The sequence below is a fragment of the Prosthecobacter algae genome (assembly GCF_039542385.1).
Taxonomy (GTDB): domain Bacteria; phylum Verrucomicrobiota; class Verrucomicrobiia; order Verrucomicrobiales; family Verrucomicrobiaceae; genus Prosthecobacter; species Prosthecobacter algae.
On sequence record NZ_BAABIA010000006.1, the window covers coordinates 215,877 to 233,527 of the forward strand.

11 protein-coding genes and 1 tRNA gene are annotated in these 17,651 nt (G+C 60.5%); 8 read left to right on the top strand and 4 right to left on the bottom strand.

All coding sequences use genetic code 11. The annotated features are described in order from the left end of the window. Window positions 1–54 precede the first annotated feature (54 nt). From ABEB25_RS15555 to ABEB25_RS15570, 4 genes are read left to right on the top strand one after another with little or no spacing between them, the layout of a single operon-like run. The gene (locus ABEB25_RS15555) at window positions 55–549 is read left to right on the top strand and encodes a four helix bundle protein (RefSeq protein WP_345737340.1); all 495 of its coding nucleotides are present in this window, start codon (window positions 55–57) and stop codon (window positions 547–549) included. 12 nt (window positions 550–561) lie between these two features. Continuing rightward, window positions 562–1,455 (top strand): DUF58 domain-containing protein, encoded by an 894-nt coding sequence (locus ABEB25_RS15560; RefSeq protein ID WP_345737341.1) that lies wholly within the window; start codon window positions 562–564, stop codon window positions 1,453–1,455. A 13-nt stretch (window positions 1,456–1,468) separates the two neighbouring features. Next, window positions 1,469–2,059, top strand: a complete 591-nt coding sequence (locus ABEB25_RS15565; protein ID WP_345737342.1) for a hypothetical protein — start codon at window positions 1,469–1,471, stop codon at window positions 2,057–2,059. Window positions 2,060–2,077: 18 nt separating this feature from the next. After that, a complete protein-coding gene (locus ABEB25_RS15570) occupies window positions 2,078–4,216 on the top strand; it encodes a BatA domain-containing protein (RefSeq protein WP_345737343.1) in 2,139 nt (712 codons plus the stop codon). Window positions 4,217–6,506: 2,290 nt separating this feature from the next. Here the strand turns inward: ABEB25_RS15570 and ABEB25_RS15575 are convergent. Further along, window positions 6,507–8,867: a carboxy terminal-processing peptidase gene (locus ABEB25_RS15575; protein WP_345737344.1), complete on the bottom strand. Its 2,361-nt coding sequence runs from the start codon at window positions 8,865–8,867 to the stop codon at window positions 6,507–6,509. 70 nt (window positions 8,868–8,937) lie between these two features. On the opposite strand from ABEB25_RS15575, the gene ABEB25_RS15580 reads away from it, so the two are divergent. Continuing rightward, entirely contained in the window at window positions 8,938–9,588 is a 651-nt protein-coding gene (locus tag ABEB25_RS15580; protein WP_345737345.1) for an MBL fold metallo-hydrolase, read from the top strand. A 17-nt stretch (window positions 9,589–9,605) separates the two neighbouring features. Here the strand turns inward: ABEB25_RS15580 and ABEB25_RS15585 are convergent, their stop codons facing one another. Together ABEB25_RS15585 and uxaC are read right to left on the bottom strand one after the other, a co-directional pair. Further along, a complete protein-coding gene (locus tag ABEB25_RS15585; protein WP_345737346.1) occupies window positions 9,606–11,429 on the bottom strand; it encodes a sulfurtransferase in 1,824 nt (607 codons plus the stop codon). Between the two features lie 369 nt (window positions 11,430–11,798). Further along, window positions 11,799–13,211: a glucuronate isomerase gene (gene uxaC / locus ABEB25_RS15590; protein ID WP_345737347.1), complete on the bottom strand. Its 1,413-nt coding sequence runs from the start codon at window positions 13,209–13,211 to the stop codon at window positions 11,799–11,801. A gap of 51 nt (window positions 13,212–13,262) precedes the next feature. Between uxaC and ABEB25_RS15595 the strand changes: the two genes are divergently transcribed. Together ABEB25_RS15595 and ABEB25_RS15600 are read left to right on the top strand one after the other, a co-directional pair. Next, window positions 13,263–14,369, top strand: coding sequence for an aminopeptidase (locus ABEB25_RS15595; RefSeq protein ID WP_345737348.1), 1,107 nt, complete (start codon window positions 13,263–13,265; stop codon window positions 14,367–14,369). Continuing rightward, window positions 14,366–15,247 (top strand): peptidylprolyl isomerase, encoded by an 882-nt coding sequence (locus tag ABEB25_RS15600; protein ID WP_345737349.1) that lies wholly within the window; start codon window positions 14,366–14,368, stop codon window positions 15,245–15,247. Before ABEB25_RS15595 ends, ABEB25_RS15600 begins: the two co-directional genes overlap by 4 nt. A 70-nt stretch (window positions 15,248–15,317) precedes the next feature. Here ABEB25_RS15600 and ABEB25_RS15605 read toward each other — a convergent pair whose 3' ends face one another. After that, window positions 15,318–16,727, bottom strand: coding sequence for a TonB-dependent receptor (locus ABEB25_RS15605; RefSeq protein WP_345737350.1), 1,410 nt, complete (start codon window positions 16,725–16,727; stop codon window positions 15,318–15,320). Window positions 16,728–16,861: 134 nt separating this feature from the next. Here ABEB25_RS15605 and ABEB25_RS15610 point away from each other — a divergent pair. Further along, window positions 16,862–16,951 (top strand) — tRNA-Ser (locus ABEB25_RS15610). Window positions 16,952–17,651 lie beyond the last annotated feature (700 nt).

Genomic DNA, 17,651 nt, shown 5'->3' on the forward strand with positions numbered 1-17,651 from the left:
GCTGAGTTCTCAGTGCGCAGTGCTCAGAGTGCAAAACGACATCGAGACGTGAGTATGAAAGAAGCAACGGATACAGCCTTGGGGTTTGCGAAAGCCTTTTGGCAATTGAGGGTTTATCAAAAGACGCGGCTTCTGCAGGGATCTCTTTTTGAGGTATCGAAATCATTTCCGTCGGAAGAGAAATGGTCGCTAACCGACCAGATGAGAAGGGCTGTGCGCTCGGTAGGAGCCCAAATTGCAGAAGCTTGGGGGAAGCGGGATTACGTCAAACACTTCCAAAGCAAGCTCAGTGATGCCGAAGCTGAAAACCTGGAGACTCAACACTGGCTGATCACTGCTGTGGATGCAGGGTATCTGACCGCAGGTGATGCCCGCTCTTATTTTCAACTTTCTCAAGAGATCGGTCGCATGCTGGCGAGCATGACTCAGCGAGCCGATGAATTCTGCCCTGACTGGAAATCATCCAAGGTCAGCGAACCCTCGATGGAGTTTTTCATCGAATCCCATGAACTCTCCGATTTCCCATTCAGTCTGAGCACTGAGCACTGAGCACCTCCCCCCATGGCCACCCTTTCCTCCATTCTCGAAGCGGAAGACATCACGAGTCTGCAGAGCCTGCAGCTCTTTGCGCGGACGGTGGTGGAGGGTTTTACCACGGGCCAGCATGCCTCGCCGCATAAGGGGTTCAGCGTGGAGTTCCGCCAGCATCGGCCCTATGTGCAAGGGGATGACATCCGGCGTCTGGACTGGAAGATCTTTGGCCGGGCGGACCGTTTTTACATCCGTGAATTTGATGAAGAGACGAACCTGCGCGCCACGCTGGTACTGGATGCGAGCGGCTCCATGAACTATCGCGGGCAGAAGGGCGTGCTGAAATTTGACTATGCCCGCAAGCTGGCCGCCGCGATGGCCTACCTGCTGATGTCGCAACAGGATGCGGTGGGACTGGTGACCTTCGACACGAAGATCCGCGACTTCATCCCGAACCAGACACGCATCACTCATCTGCATCACATGCTGGAGACGATGATCAAAACGGAGCCGGGCAAAGACACAACGCTGGCCCCAGTTTTGGAATCGCTGGCCCAGCGGCTGAAGCGCCGGGGACTGGTGATCCTCATCAGCGATTTCTTTGACGATGCCGCCTCCATCCTGAAAGCCATCGGCGTGCTGCGCAAAAAGGGCCATGAGGTGATCGCGATGCAGCTCTGGGACCGCGATGAGCTGGAGTTCCCGTTTGGCCAGTGGTCGCGTTTTGAGAATCTGGAGAATGCCGAAGACTCGCTGCTGCTGGATCCCGCCACGGTGCGGCTGCGCTACATGGAGGTGCTGAAGACTTTTCAAGGACAGCTCAAGGAAGGCTTTCGCAAACATCAGGTGGACTACCTGAGCCTGCCCACGGATGAATCCCATGCGGCAGCTTTGCGGAGTTACCTGGCGCTGAGGATGCGATGAGAACGGAACGCGCATGCACACCTCCCCACCAGCCGCAGACCTACCGGAACCCGAAAAGGGCGACCGGGTGACGCTTTTGCAGGAGGGGAGAAAAACCCGCACGACCAACTCCTTCAAAGACGGCCAGTATGAAAGGCGGGTCGCGGCACTCGGAGACGCCAGGGATCTTGGCGAGTTTGAATCCGTGGAAGCCGCCGCGGCCACCGCCATCCGGGCGCTGGAGTCAGATCCCAAAGCGGTCTTCATGGTGATCGGCAGTGATGGCCGTGTGCTTGCCATCAAACTCAATCGTGAAGTTCAGCAAGCTCTGGAATTCAAAAAGGGACTGGCAATCAAAGCCGTCCTCTTCCTGGTCTGCGCCCTTGTCCCGGGGATCGTTTTTTATTTAAATGCCGAACAGCCTTCGGTCACCGACACCGCTCTTTTGGTCACCTTCATTTATGCGTTGTGCTGGTTGTTTGGGTTCACTCAAAACGTGGTGGAGGCGGGCGTGATCGCCTGCATTCTCATGACTGTCATCAGCCTGTCCTTCCCCATTCGGGACGCCATTTCAAAGGCCGTCAGGAAACACCAGGAACAGCGCGCTTTGCCTGCCCCACGATAACCTTTTCCTCTCCCTCCCTTGACCTTTCTCAATGTTTTCCTTCTTGCTGGCGCGGCTGCTTTTCTGGTGCCGCTGCTGATTCACCTGCTGAACAAGCGGCGGGTGCAGACGGTGCGCTGGGGGGCTATGCACCTCCTCCAGGAGGTGATGCGCCAGCGGAAAAAGCGGAAGCTGAACATCGAGCAATGGCTGCTGCTGGCGGTGCGCATTGCGATCCCGATCGTGCTGGCGCTGTGCCTGGCGCGGCCGGTGCTGACGGCGCTGCGTTCCTTTGGCCTGGGCAAGACCTCGCTGGTGATGCTGCTGGATGATTCCTTTTCCATGCGGGCCCCGGCCCCGGGCGGCTCCCCAGCAGAGCGAGCATGGCAGGATGTGGGCCAGGTGCTGCAGGCGCAGCCCAAGGGATCCGACGCACAAGTGGTGCTGGCAGGGGGCAATGCCCGGCGGCTGCTGGACCAAAGCACCAGCACGCTGGAAGTGATCCCGCAACAGCTCGCAGAGACGACCAACCAAGCCGGGCCGGTGAAGGTGAATGAGGCGCTGCAAACGGCAGTGGCCTCCCTCTCCAGCGCACCCAATGGAGCGCGGGAACTGGCCATCGTTTCCGACTTCCAGTCCAGTGACTGGAAAAGCGCCGCCGATGGGGCGGCCCTGCCCGCGCTGGATGCCCTGATGAAGCAGGAGCCGAAACCGCAGGTGACCTTTTACCGCCTAACCAGTGATCTGACTGAGAACCTAAGCATCGCCAGCGCCGACCTTTCCGCGCTGGTGGTGGCGGAGGAGCAGCCCATCGGCCTGCGGGTGCGCATTCAGAACCACGGCAAGCGCTCCTGGCAGGATGTGGCGGTGCATCTGGAGGCGGACGGTGCGCGGCTGCGGACCTCGCGTGTGACGCTGGCCCCGGAGGGCGAGGCGCTGATCAGCTTTACCCACGCTTTCACGAGCATCGGCGATCACTCCCTGGCCGTGCGGCTGGAGGGGGACAGCTTTGCCGATGACAATGCTTTTTACTCCGTGGTGCAGGTGCGCAATCAACTGAATGTGCTGCTGGTGGACGGTGACCCCGGCACGGAGGCCCTGAGCGGTGCGGCGGACTTTTTGGAACTGGCACTCACGCCTTATCAATCCGCCAGCGCCAGCCTCAAGGACCTCATCCGCATCACCAAGGTGGAGGCCAAGCGGCTGCGCGAGACGGACTTTCGCGGACAAGAAATCATCGTGCTGGCGGATGTGGACCGGCTGCAAGGCAACCGACTGAGCGAACTGGACAAGTTTGTGAAGGCAGGCGGCGGACTGATCGTGTTCACGGGTCCGCATTGCGACCTGAACTGGTATAACCAGGAGTTCTACCGCAAGGGCGAGGGCCTGCTGCCCGCCGGCCTGAAGGGTCTGCAACGTGCCACCTCAGCAGCCCCGGCGCGCATCCTGCAACAACGGCTCACCCATCCGGCTACGGTTTACTTCAATGATGCCCGTGGGGGACGGCTGCAAGAAGCTGGCTTCCAGGCCTGGATGGAACTGGATACAGCCCAAGACGCTGGATCGAAGCCGCTGCTGATGCTGGATCGCGGCACGCCGCTGTTTTTGGAAAAAGCGAGGGAACGTGGCCGGGTGATCCTCTCCGCCACGACGGCGGATGCTGAGTGGTCTAACCTGCCGCTCCAACCCTTTTTTGTGCCGCTGATGCAGCGTCTGGTGACCTACCTAGCCACGCAGAGCACCGTCACCGCCTGGGATCAAGTGGGCGCACCGCTGCGGGTGGTGATGGCCAAAGAACGCGCTGGGGTGGAGTACACCCTGCGCGATGTGACCAGCCAGACGCAGACACTGAAGGTGAAAGCCGAAGGCGACCACGCTCTGCTGGAGTCCCCCCCAATCACGAGTCCGGGCATCTATAAGCTGACGCAGGGGAACAGCACGCGCCTGCTGGCCTACAATCTGGACCCGGCAGAATCCAACCTGGCTCCCCTGCCCCAGGAGCAGGTGAAGCAACTGGCCGAGCGGTATGACGCGGCCTTTGTGGAGTCTTTCGATGCCTGGCAAAAGCTGGACCGCACCCGCCGCCATGGCAGTGAACTGTGGCAGCCGTTTCTCATCGGGCTGCTGGTGCTGCTGTTCTTTGAGGTGCTGCTGCAGCAGAGGATCGCGAGGGGGTAGAGGGATTTGAGCGTGAGGGCAGGTTCAGGGGTCGGGATTTGGCAAGTCCCGTGGTTTGGGGAGTCTTTAGAGTGGACGAGAGCTGGGGGAATGGGGCGGGCTTTTTTAACAGGATTGACAAGATTCCAGGATTAACAAGATGTTTGGCAAGGTGTCGGATGGGGCGGGTTTGTTCGGTCTGTTGGTGTCTAGCCTTTAGGCAACTCCATGACGTGCCGAACCTTCTCCAGATCGCCTAAAGGCTAGACACCAGCAGAGCTGGCGGGAACAGAGGGGTAGGCCGACCCAAGGTTTGAGCCCAAGGAGCGTGACTTGCCAAGTCCCGTGGTTTGGGGAGTCTTTAGAGTGGACGAGAGCTGGGGGAATGGGGCGGGCTTTTTTAACAGGATTGACAAGATTCCAGGATTAACAAGATGTTTGGCAAGGTGTCGGATGGGGCGGGTTTGTTCGGTCTGTTGGTGTCTAGCCTTTAGGCGACTCCATGACCTGCCGAACCTTCTCCAGATCGCCTAAAGGCTAGACACCAGCAGAGCTGGCGGGAACGGAGGGGTAGACCGACCCAAGGTTTGAGCCCCAGGAGCGAGACTTGCCAAGTCCCGTGGTTTGGGCGTGTTTGGGGTGGATGGGGGAATGGATCCAACTTTTTCAGTGGATGTGCATTTGGTTAGGCGGAATGATTCATCCATCTTCTACCGGATATCTTTTTGCCATTTTCTGGGAGGCAGGGGCTGGAGAGTGGCGCAGGTTTAGGGGCAGGGACTTGGCAAGTCCCGGTCCCTGGGGGCGGTGGGGAAGCTCGTTTGTGTTAGAGCGGGCGGTGGATTCCGGCGTCCCTTCAGGACGCGACCTTGATTGACATCGTTGGTTCGATTGGGGTCCGGTGGTTCTCGGTGGCTGCGCCACCTTCACCACCGGCTACTTTCCGGGCTCCCTCCGGGAGCCGAGGTCGGAGTGGCGGGTGCGGAATTCCGCAGAAGGGAGGCCTTTTGGAAGCTCAGGGGTAGGTGAGCTTTTCGAGAGCGCCAGAGGACTGGCGCAGTCCAGAACGCTTTGCGACTGCGGTGCCGCTGCGAGCGTCGAGGCGAAAAGGTGAGGGCAGGTTCAGGGGCCGGGACTTGGCAAGTCCCGCTCCTTGGGGGGCGGTGGGGAAGCTCGTTTGTGTCAGAGCGGGCGGTGGATTCCGGCGTCCCTTCAGGACGCGACCTTGATTGACATCGTTGGTTCGATTGGGGTCCGGTGGTTCTCGGTGGCTGCGCCACCTTCACCACCGGCTACTTTCCGAGCTCCCTCCGGGAGCAGGGGCTGCGGTGGAGGGTGCGGAATTCCACAGAAGAGAGGCTTTTTGGAAGCTCAGGGGTAGGTGAGCTTTTCGAGAGCGCCAGGGGACTGGCGCAGTCCAGGACGCTTCGCGACTGCGGTGCCGCTGCGACTGTCGAGGCGGAAAGGTGCGGACAGGTTCAGAGGCCGGGACTTGGCAAGTCTTGCTCCTAGGGGGGCGGTGGGGAAGCTCGTTTGTGTCAGAGCGGGCGGTGGATTCCAGCGTCCCTTCAGGACGCGACCTTGATTGACATCGTTGGTTCGATTGGGGTCCGGTGGTTCCCGGTGGCTGCGCCACCTTCACCACCGGCTACGTTCCGGGCTCCCTCCGGGAGCTGGGCCGGAGTGGCGGGTGCGGAATTCCGCAGAAGGGAGGCCTTTTGGAAGCTCGAGGGTAGGTGAGCTTTTCGAGAGCGCCAGAGGACTGGCGCAGTCCAGGACGCTTCGCGACTGCGGTGCCGCTGCGACTGTCGAGGCGGAAAGGTGGGGGCAGGTTCAGGGGCCGGGACTTGGCAAGTCCCGCTCCTTGGGGGGCGGTGGGGAAGCTCGTTTGTGTGAGAGTGGGTGGAGGATTCCGGCGTCCCTTCAGGACGCGACCTTGATTGAAATCGTTGGTTCGATTGGGGTCCGGTGGTTCTCGGTGGCTGCGCCACCTTCACCACCGGCTACTTTCCGGGCTCCCTCCGGGAGCAGGGGCCGGACTTGGCAAGTCTTGCTCCTAGGGGGGCGGTGGGGAAGCTCGTTTGTGTCAGAGCGGGCGGAGGATTCCAGCGTCCCTTCAGGACGCGACCTTGATTGACATCGTTGGTTCGATTGGGGTCCGGTGGTTCCCGGTGGCTGCGCCTCCTTCACCACCGGCTACGTTCCGGGCTCCCTCCGGGAGCCGAGGCCGGGGTGACAGGCAGTTACACAAAAAAGCGCGTCCGCCTTTGCAGGGGGACGCGCTGTGGAGGGATCCGGGTGGGATCAGAGATTATTTGGCGATCTTCTCTTCAGCTTTGGCGGTGGTGGGGCGCTTGCTGGTGAGTTCGAGGAAGTCACGCATGATGTTGACGGTTTCGAGCTTGGTGGGCTCGAGGCCGTAGGGGAATTTAGAGAGCTCGGAAGCGCCTTCTTCGCCATCGGCTTTGGCGGCCATTTTCATGCCGGTGCTCTGCTCGCGGGTGAAGGCAGACTCGGGGACGAGTTCGGCAGCATCCACGTTGTCGAGGGTGAGGTGATAGGTTTTGAAACCATCCTGCTTGAGCTTCTCGTTGAGGGTTTTGACGCGGGTGGCGCGCTCAGCTTCCTGCTTCTCGCGGCGGGCCTTGGTTTCGGCGGTTTCTTTTTCGCGTTCGGCCAGGCTGAGGACGGCGGTGTTGCGGTCGATGCGCTCTTTCAGGCGCTTGGACTCATCGAGGATGTATTGGAACTCGGGATTGCTGTTGAGACGGCCGGTGAGGCGGTTGCGCAGCTCTTCGAGGGGGTAGGGTTTCTCGGTGATGAGGCTGTATTTGCGGGCCGGGATGGTGTCGTAGGGCAGCGGGTTGTCGGCAGAGCCTTCACCGATGTCGAGGACGTCGCGGATGGAAGGCAGGACGAGATCGGGCTCGACGCCTTTAAGCTGGGTGGAGCCGCCAGCGATGCGGTAGAACTTCTGGATGGTGACCTTGAGATTACCGGCGCGGCTTTTGTCGCTGAAGAAGGGCATGAAGCGGTCCACGGGCAGGATGGTCTGCACGGTGCCTTTGCCGAAGGTGGACTTGTCACCGACGATGAGGGCGCGGCGGTAGTCCTGAAGGGCGGCGGCCAAAATCTCCGAGGCGGAGGCGCTGGTCTTGTCGGTGAGGACGATCATGGGGCCGTCGTAGAAGGCCTTGGGCGTTTCGCATTCGCGCCAGGAGATGGAACCGCGCCAGTCTTTGGCCTGGACGACGGGGCCGGAAGGAACAAAGAGGCCGGTGAGGCGGATGGCTTCCTCCAGGGAGCCGCCGCCATTGCCGCGAAGGTCGAGGACGAGACCGTCGATCTTTTCCTTCATGAGGCGAGCGAGCAGACGCTGGACGTCATCGGTGGTGCTGACGGTGCCCTCTTCCATGTCGGCATAGAAGGAGGAAAGATTGATCCAGCCGATCTTCATGGGCGGGCCCATTTCGGAAGGCGTGAGGAGGAGCTCGGCGTTGGCGAGCTTTTCCTTCAGTTCCACCTCGCCACGAACGATGGTGATGATCTTGGTGGCGCTAGGATCGTCAGCCGGATTGACACGCAGGCGGACGGTGCTGCCGTCCTTGCCGCGGATCATGTCCACGATCTTCTGCAGCTTCATGTACTTGGTCTCGACGAATTCGGCATCGCCCTGGGCCACGCCGGTGATCTTGTCATTGAGCTTCAGCTCGCCCTGCTTGTCGGCAGGACCACCGACGACGATGCCCTGGATCTGGGCAACGTCATCCACCAGGCCGAGAAGGGCACCGATGCCGACGAGCTTGTGCTTCATCTGGATGTTGAAGTTGTCGGTCTCATTGACGCTCATGTATTCCGTGTGCGGATCGTAGGCGGCGGAGAGGCTGGAGAGGAAGAAGTCCACGACGTCTTCCTGGTCGTTTTCCTCGATGCTTTCGAGAAGGCGCTCATAGTCCTTCATCACGCGCTCTTCGGCGGTGAAGGGCTTTTCTTCCTTGGCCGGGGCGGCGGCAGGCTTGGCGGCAGCGACGGCTTTGTCGGCCTCTGGCTTTTTCTCGCCTTCAGGCTTTTTGTCAGCGGCGGCGGTGTCGGGCTTTTTCTCAGCTTCCTTTTTAGCCTTTTCTTCGGCCTTCTTTTTGGCGTCTTCGGCCTTGGCTTCATCGGCCAGCTTTTCCTGGAGGAGGTTGTCCTCAAGGATGTCGAGCCAGATTTTGTCCTGCTCCGCCTTGTCTTTCGGATAAGGGGCCGCATCGCGCTTCAGCTCAATGGTGCGGGTGGAGTCGAAGGTGAACTTGTGGTCCTTGAGGGTCTTCTGGGTGAAGTCGATGCGCTCCTTGACGCGCTGCTTGTAGATGTCGTAGATCTCAATGGCGGGGCTGATGTTGCGCATCAGGACGTGGTCATCGAGGGTCGTGTCATACTTGCTCTTAAAACCATCCACATCGGCCTGGGTGAAGAAGACGTGACGGAAATCGAGCAGGTTCAGATAATTCTGCAGGAGCTTGGCCGAGACTTCGTCATCGAAGTCCCGGTGAGAGTAGTGCTGACTCTGGAGCATGTAGGCAACATGCATGGCTACTTGACCAAAATTGGTCTCGGCGCGTGCAGGCGTAAATGCCAGGGTGATGGTCGCCAGGCTGGCGGCCACGAAGGACAAGGGATGACGAGTCATGGGGGTTTGCTGTCTAATTACGCATTGCAGCGGGAGAAATCGTCAGCAAATTTGCCGTTTGCCGCTTGAAATGTCCACAGGTTTCCCACATCAGCAGCAGGTTATGTTGCAATTGGAAACCTACACGGGCGGAATTGTCGAGACTAACGGCCATTTGCTGCGCCTGCCGCGATTTAACCTTTTGGTGGATGCTCCGCAGGGGGTGGCAAGGTGGCTGGAAAGCCAGAATGTGAAGGTGGATGCTCTGTTTTTGACCCATCAGCACTTTGACCATGTAATGGATGCAGCGGCGGTGAAGGAGGGCCATCAGTGCCCGGTGTATGCCTGGACGGAGTTTGACCGGAACCTGACCCTGGAGAGATTCTTCGGGGCGATGGCGGGCAGCGCTTTTTCCGTGCCGGAATTCACGGTGGACCATGTGCTGAAAGACATGACGGAGGTGGAGGCCGTGGGCCAGACATGGAAGCTGCAACACATTCCGGGGCACTCGCCGGACAGCCTGTGCTTTTGGCTGGAGGAGGCGGGCGTGCTTTTCAGCGGGGATGTGATCTTCAGCGGCAGCCTGGGGCGGTCCGACTTCCCTGGCGGCTCGCACCAGCAACTGGTGACGGGCATCCGTGAGAAGCTATGGGCCCTGCCTGCGGAAACCCAGGTCTTCTCTGGCCACGGGCCGGACACGACGCTGGGCGAGGAGCGCGAGACGAATCCGTTTTTGCAGTAGCTGCGTCTTCTCCAGGCCTAGGGCTGAGCGCCTTCGAGTGAGGCCCAAGCCGGAAGCGCCGTGGCAAATTTCATCCGTTCCTGGTTCAAGGGATGGATGAAGCTGATCTGCCAAGCGTGCAGGCACATGGGAGAGGCGGCGATATCGAGGGTCTGGGTGTCGCCGACGGTCTGGCCGGGGAGATAGACGGGATCTCCCACGATGGGGTGGCCGAGCTGCCAGAGATGGATGCGGATCTGATTGGTACGGCCAGTGATGGGGCGGGCCTCGACGAGGGCGGTGCCATCGGCCTCGCGGCGCAGCACGCGGAATTCGGTGCGGGCTTCGCGGCCGTTTTCTTCATCCACCTCCCGGCTGCCCATGGCCCCGGGGACATCACTGATGGGAGCATCGGAAATGAAGGTGTCGCTTTCCGGGTGGCCCTGGATGCGTGCGAGATAGACTTTTTCCACCTCACCCCGGGAGAACTGGGGCTGCACGAGCCCGGCGAAGTGACGGGTGCGGGCCACGACGATAAGGCCGGTGGTATTGGCATCCAACCGGTGGCAGGGCCGGGGTTTCTGGGGCTCATACACCTCGCCCAGGATATAGTGGAGGGTGTTGCGATTGAACCGGCCGCCGGGGTGCATGGGCAGCGGGGCTGGTTTTTCCAAGACGACGATGGCTTCATCCTCATGCAGAAGGCGGATGTCCGCATTGACCTCGGGCTCGACCAAGCCGGGCAGCAGGCGGAGGTAGCGCTCCCCTGCCCCGACGATCTGGGTGGGGGCGACGGGGCGTTCGTCCTTGTCCAGGATGCGCTGGTTTGCAAACCGCTGCAGCAGCTCCTCCTGCGGCACGTGAGGGAGGATGGTGACGAGGGTTTCCAGCAACGTGAGGCCATCGCAGGCGCGGGGGACATTCAGCGGCTGCTGGTGATCGTAAGGGGCGCTGCCGGGCAGCGGATGGGTGAGGGCGTGGATGGCGGCATGCCGTGAGGCGATGTTTTCCTGCATCTTTTGCTCCGTGGTCTTGAAACAGTAAGGGCAGGAAACATGCTCGACAAAACGCGGGTCTTTCTGGTCCTCGTCCGTCAGCGGGGACTGGCACATGAAACACTGGACGGAATCGGTCTCGGCCAAGCCAGGGTCCACACCGACGCGCTGATCGAACACGAAGCAGTCGCCATCGTAATGAGCGCCGCCGACTTCTTCGAAATATTTTAGGATGCCACCCTCGAGCTGCCAGACTTGCTGGAAGCCTTCACGCTCCATGAAAGGGGCGGCTTTTTCACAGCGGATGCCGCCGGTGCAGAAGGTGACGATGGGCTGTTGCTTCAGTTCCTCCGGCAGGCGACGGACGGCCTCAGGGAAATCGCGGAAGCTGTCCACGCCAATGATGTGGGCGTTTTTGAAGGTGCCGAGCTTCACCTCATAGTCGTTGCGGGTATCCAGCAAGGTGATGGGGCGGCCTTCATCGAGCCATTGCTTGAGGGTTTTGGCCTCGATGCGCGGGGAAGTGTATTTGGCGGGTTCGATGCCTTCGACTCCAAAGGCGATGATCTCCTTTTTGATGCGGACGAGCATGCGGCGGAAGGGCTGGTGAGCGCTTTCGCTGAACTTGGGCGTGAGCGTTTCCAGGCCGGGGAGGGCGCGGAGTTCGGCCAGGAGGAGATCGATTTCAGGACGGAGACCGGCGACGAAAAGATTGATGCCCTCGGTGCTGAGCAGGATGGTGCCCTTCAGCCCCCAGGCCTTGCACTGGGCCACAAGATGCTCCCGCAGCGACTTGAGGTCCGTGAGGGTGGCGAACTGGTAAGCAGCAATGTTGGTGATGACGGGCGATGGGGCGGTCTCGGGCATGGGGGCGGGAAAAGTGCGGGGAAAGAGGGGAGCGCATAATGCCGCTGGGTGCAAGGGAGGAGCGGTGGGCGGATGCTGGGAGAAATGCGGTGTTTTTTGTGGGGGGCAGCGAGTGAGCGGACGCGGCTTGGGGGAATGAAGTGGGCTTTTTTTACAGGATTGACAGGATGGCAGGATTAACAAGATGGGTGACAACGGGGCCTAAGCCAGGGGCGGACGTGGCCGGGTGAGCTTTTCGAAAGCGCCAGAGGACTGGCGCAGTCCAGGACACTTCGTGGCGGCGGGGTGGCTGGGCCTGCGATAGTGGCACAAAAAAGCGCAGCCCTTTGGATGAAGGGCCGCGCGGATTTGGGGTGAGGGAGCCTGAGCTTAGCTGACTTCGAGGCCGAGGTAGGCTTTGGCGTTGGCGTAGCAGATGTTTTTCACCATGCTGCCGGTGAGTTCGTCGTCCTCTGGGATGAGGCCGGCTTCGATATCGTTGCCGAGGAGGTTGCACAGGGTGCGGCGGAAGTATTCATGACGCGGGAAGGACATGAAGCTGCGGCTATCCGTCAGCATGCCGATGAAGCGGCTGAGGAGGCCAAGGTTGCTGAGGGCATTGATCTGCCATTCCATGCCTTCCTTCTGGTCCACAAACCACCAGCCGGAGCCAAACTGGACTTTGCCGGGCGTGGTGCCGTCGGCGAAGTTTCCGGCCATGGTGCCGAAGACGTAGTTGTCGGCCGGATTGACGTTGTAGAGGACGGTTTTCGGCAGCGAGTTTTCGGTGTCGAGGGCGTCGAGGAAGCGGCTGAGGCTCTCCGCCTGGGGATAGTCGCCGATGCTGTCGCAGCCGACGTCGGCACCCACTTTTTTGGCAAGGCGGGAGTTGTTGTTGCGGACGGGGCCGAGGTGGAGCTGCATGGTCCATTTGCGGCGCGCATTCAGCCGGCCGACGTGGAGCATGATGTGGGTGGCGAGGAGCTCGTGATCTTCCGGGTAGAGGCGCTTCGTGCGGTGGCTGCGATAGCGGTCAAAGATGCGGGAGGCGGCGGCCTCGGTGGAGAAGTTGGCGTAGCAGCGGTTCAGGCCGTGGTCGCTGAGGCGGCAGCCCATGCTGTGGAAGAAGTCGTGGCGCTTTTCCAGGGCGGTGAGCAGGGCGCTGAAGCTGTTGATATCGGTATTTGCGGCGGCGGCCAGTTTGTCGCACCAGAGGTTCCAGGCTTCGGGCTGCTGGACGGCGAGGGCTTTGTCTGGACGGAAGGTGGGGTAAACGCCGATTTCAAAGCCGTCGTCCGCGCACTTTTTGTGCCAGGCGAGGTCGTCGGTAGGATCATCGGTGGTGCAGAGGGCGCGGACTTTCTGGCTGCGCAGGATGCCGCGGGTGCTCATTTCTGGGCGGGCCAGCGCGGCCTGGGTCTGCTCCCAAATGGCGGGGGCGGTCTTTTCATTGAGCAGCTCATCAATGCCGAAGTAGCGCTTCAGCTCAATGTGGGTCCAGTGATAGAGAGGGTTGCGCAGGGTGTGGGGGACGGTCTTGGCCCAGGCGAGGAATTTTTCGCGGGGGGTGGCATCGCCCGTGATCAACTCTTCAGGGATGCCGTTGCAGCGCATGGCGCGCCATTTGTAGTGGTCGCCCTCGAGCCAGATTTCGTGGAGGTTCCGGAACTGGCGGTCTTCGGCGATGTCCTTCGGCGGCAGGTGGTTGTGGTAATCCAGGATGGGCTCGTCTTTGGCAAAGGAGTGGTAGAGGCGGCGTGCGGTCTGGGTGGACAGCAGGAAGTCATCGTGGATGAAGGACATGGACGGAGGTTGGGTAGTAGGTGGGGGGTGAAGTTCCGGCTTGGTAGGTCGGTGATTTCACTGCATCGTGACGCGATGACGGGCAAAGGCAACAACTTAGACACATCAGACCTCTGGAGATGGTTTTTTGGCCTTCTCTTAAGTGTGGGGCTGACCTCCTGCTCCACGGTGGGTTTTTACTCGCAGGCGCTGCGCGGACAGACGGAGATCCTGAGCAAGGCGCGGCCCGTGGCAGAGGTGCTGGCGGACCCGACCTCGAAACCGCTGCTGAAGGAAAAGCTGACGACGGTGGCGAAGATCCGCCAGTATGCGCAGGAGGATCTGGGCCTGCCTGCGGAGGGGCAGTATGACCGCTACACCAACCTGGGCCGCCGCTATGTGGTGTGGGTGATTTTTGCCACGCCGGAATTCAGCGTGGAGGCCAAGCGGTGGTGGTACCCGCTGGTGGGGAGTGTGAAGTATCGCGGCTTTTTCCAGGAGGCCAAGGCGGAAAAGGAGGCGGAAAAGCTGCGTGCGCAGGGCCTGGATGTGTATCTGGGCGGGGTGGAGGCCTACTCCACCCTGGGCTATCTGCGGGACCCGCTGCTGAACACCTTCCTGGGCCGCGACGATGCCTCCCTGGCGGAGCTGATTTTTCATGAGCTGACGCATCAGCGCGTCTATCTAGCGGGAGACACGGACTTTAACGAGGCGCTGGCCACGGCGGTGGGGCGCGAGGGCACGCGGCGTTGGCTGCGGTCGCAGGGACGGTGGAAGGATCTAGCGCAGTATGAAAAGGAGATGCGGGTGGAAAAGGAATTCATCCGCGAGGTGCTGCAGACTCGCACGGAGGTGGCGGCGCTATATGCGCGGAAGGATCTGGATGAAAAGGCGATGCGTGAGGGCAAGCAAGCAGCCTTTGCCCGCATGAAGCTGCGGCTGGAGGCGATGAACCGCCGCCAGGGCGGGTCGCTGAAACTGGACCGATGGTTCCAAAAGCCGATGAACAATGCGCGGCTGAACACGCTGGCCACCTACTATGATCTGGTGCCCGCCTTTGAAGCGCGGCTGCGGGCACACGGGGGCGACATCGAGGCCTTTCTGAAGGAGATGGAAGGCCTGAAGCCCCTGGCACCAATGGAACGCCGCGCAAAGATCCAGCCCTCCCCTGCCCGATGAAGCGCTGGCTGCTGCCCATGATGCTGGCCGTGCTGACCGTTGGTGTGTACGTAGAAAGGGATTCATTGCGAAGCTTTTTGTTAGGCAGAGGACCACATATTCCGGCGGAGATAATGCGGGAAGAGCAGGCACGGCTGCGGTTTCGTGGGCTGGTGGAGGGGGATGCCCAGGCACGGGTGCTGGAGGCGGCACGCATCCGCGAGCGACGGCTGGCGGACGTGGCCTTTCAGGCGGATGTGGGTGTGGCGCTGGGCCGTGAAATGCAGGCCTGGCGGCGACAGTGGGAAAAGGGCGAGGAGCGCGCGCAAAGGCTGGCAGGCCAGGGCCTGACGGAGGCGGAGATGGAACGGCAAGTGCGCGAGGCTCTATTGGATGAGGCTTGGCTGGAGCGGCAGATGGCAGCGACGACGGAGGTGAGTGAAACGGAACTCCAGGCCGCCTACGTGGCGCGGAGGGAGGCCCTGCGGCTGCCGCAGGTGCAACGCGTGGCGCATCTTTTCCTGGCGCAGAGCGGGCCGCAGGCGAAGGATCGCGGGCCGGAGATACGCCAGCTTCATCAACGGCTGCTGGCTGGGGAGGACTGGGCCGCGCTGGTGCTGGCGCACAGTGAGGATGCCCGCACCAAACGACAGGCGGGGGATCTGGGCTGGGTGGGCGCAGCGCGGGCTCCGGAGGCCTTTACCAAAGCAGCGCAGGGCCTGAAGCCGGGGCAGATGAGCGCCCCTGTGAAGACGGCGCTGGGCTGGCACCTCATCCGTGTGCAGAAGCGCCAAGAAACGCGCCTGCCGACGCTGGCGGAGGTGCGGGAGGAACTGGCGGCCCTGCTGCAGGATGAGAAACGGCAGGCTGCCCTGGGGCGGATGGCCAGGGAGCGATGAAGCCTAACGAGAAGTGTGATTGGCGATGATTCAAGGATGTTCACGCCAGGATGATGGCGGAGCAAAGTCCTCACATGCGGGTCCAGGGGCCACGCTCAAGGACGATGGGAGGCACGAGGGTGCGCCAGTTTTCATCGCGCTGGAGGATCATCTGGCGGACGTCGGCACTGGTCTGGAAAATGCTGTCATCGAGGCCGTTTTTGATGGGGTGGACGGAGCCGGTATCGAGCAGGTAGTTCAGCAGGTGCTGCTGCTCGCGGGTGACGCGGGCATTCCAGGCATTGCGGATTTTACCCGTCATGGGATCACCGGCGGGGTAGACGTAAAGGCGCACCTGATTGCGGAAGAGACGGCCAAAGGCTTCCATGAGACCGCCTTCCAGATCGGTGTACCAGCGTTCATTGAAGAGCTCCTCAAACAGGGGCAGGCCGAGGATGATGCCGATGGGATCGCGGGTGTGCCGGGCGAGGAAGCCGCTGAGGCGGTGGAACTCGGCATATTTGGAAATGAGCACGTTTTTGCCCAGGGACTGCAGGATGTCTGCGCGGGCCAGGAAGTTGTCATACTCGACGGCGCAGTCCTCCATGCAGAGGAGGTTATGCATGGTGATCTCGAGGATCTCGATGTGGTTGTCGGCCAGGGGGCCGAAGTCCTGGACGAAAGCCTGCCCCCCTTGATGCAGCATGTCCAGATTCACGCGGGTGATGGGATCAAAGCTGCCGCGATTCAGCAAAACAGGGCGTTTGTAGAGGACATCGGAGGCCTGGCAGATTTCGCCATTGGCTCCAAAAAGGGCGGCATCGGCAAGATCGCTGCGAACGAGTTCCAGGGCGACGAGGCGGTCTTGAAAAACCGGGGCTTCGAAGGCAGGACCGCTGAAGTCCACCATATCGATTTCCACGCGCCAGCGCGAAAGCTCATCCATGAGGCTGTGGAGGAAGGTGGGCAGGTGGTCGCGCAGATGGTAGGCGGCGTAGAGGAGATTGACTCCGAGGATGCCCAGGGCCTCGGCCTGACGGGCATTGGTGGCATCGGTGAGGCGGACGTGGAGCTGGATGTCATTGCAGGGCCCCATGGGGTCTGTTTGAAACCGCAGGCCCATCCAGCCGTGGCACTCCTCCTTGGTATCGCGAAAGCCTTTGGCGCGAACGGTATTGGCCAGGGCAAAGAAGGTGGTCCCCTGCCCGCGCTTTTCGGCGAGGCGCTCATGCACGATCTGGTATTCGTGATCCAGCATGGCCACCATGCGCTGGCGGGAGACGTAGCGGGCGCTTTTGCCGTAGATCTCATCGCTGAAGGTCATGTCGTAAGCGGACATGGTCTTGGCCACCGTGCCAGAGGCCCCGCCCGCGCGGAAGAACCAGTTGGCGATCTCCTGCCCAGCGCCGATTTCGGCAAAGGTGCCATAGACCTTGTGGGCCAGATTGATCTTGAGAGCTTTTTCCAGGGTGCCTGGGCGGTCTGAGGGGTTCCCATTCATAGACAAGCTAGCGTACGCAGGACGAGCGAAGGGGGAAGTGGAGATTCTGTTTCATGAGTGCATCTTTTGAATTGACGACAGCCCCAGTGTCGCGCTAATAGTCTCACCTGCTCGCACTGCGGGAAGACAGTTTTGGTGAGATGGCTGAGTGGTCGAAAGCATATCTTTGCTAAAGATACGTAGCCTTACCGCTACCGAGGGTTCGAATCCCTCTCTCACCGCCACTGTCCCGGTCAAGCCTTGAAATACAAGGGCTCGCAAAACTTGCTTCGCCTGCAATCAGAGAATGGCACACCCAGATGAGCCATCAGTAATTGCAAAGACGCTGACTCAACGGCTGAAATTCTACCGCATGCGAAAATCTATCCTCGCTGATCCGGTCAAGGAACTGCATGAACGGTATGCAAATGAAGCACTCTCATTGCTCAATGAGGACAAGAAACAAAACAAACCTCTCCGCCGAAAAGCAGCCGTTCGCCCCGGCCCTCCGATGAGTCTGAATGTTCGACCTCGGATAAGAGGCGGCAAGAGGTGATTCCAAAAACAGCCTGACCTTGTACAGGCGTTCACACATAAACAGACGTATATATGTGAACATGAACGGCAAATGTGCAGCCTAGACGAGTTCAGAATTTAGAGAACCTGCTTTAGTAGGAAACTGGCAAGGTCCGCAACCATGAAGTGGAGTGTAATGCTTATTTTGCATCTCGGATGCCGACAAAGAATTTGCCTTTGTGATACTCGTGTGTGATACAAGCCGTGATGTGGCGATTCTTTAACCATTGAAAATCAATGACTTTTGCGGTGTGCCGGAGTGTCCCTCTCTCACCGCCACTGTCTCAGCCAAGCCTTGAATCACTTCGGCTTGAGAAAGATTGCTTCACCAATCGAAGGGGCAGCAACCATGACATAGCGCCAAGGTGC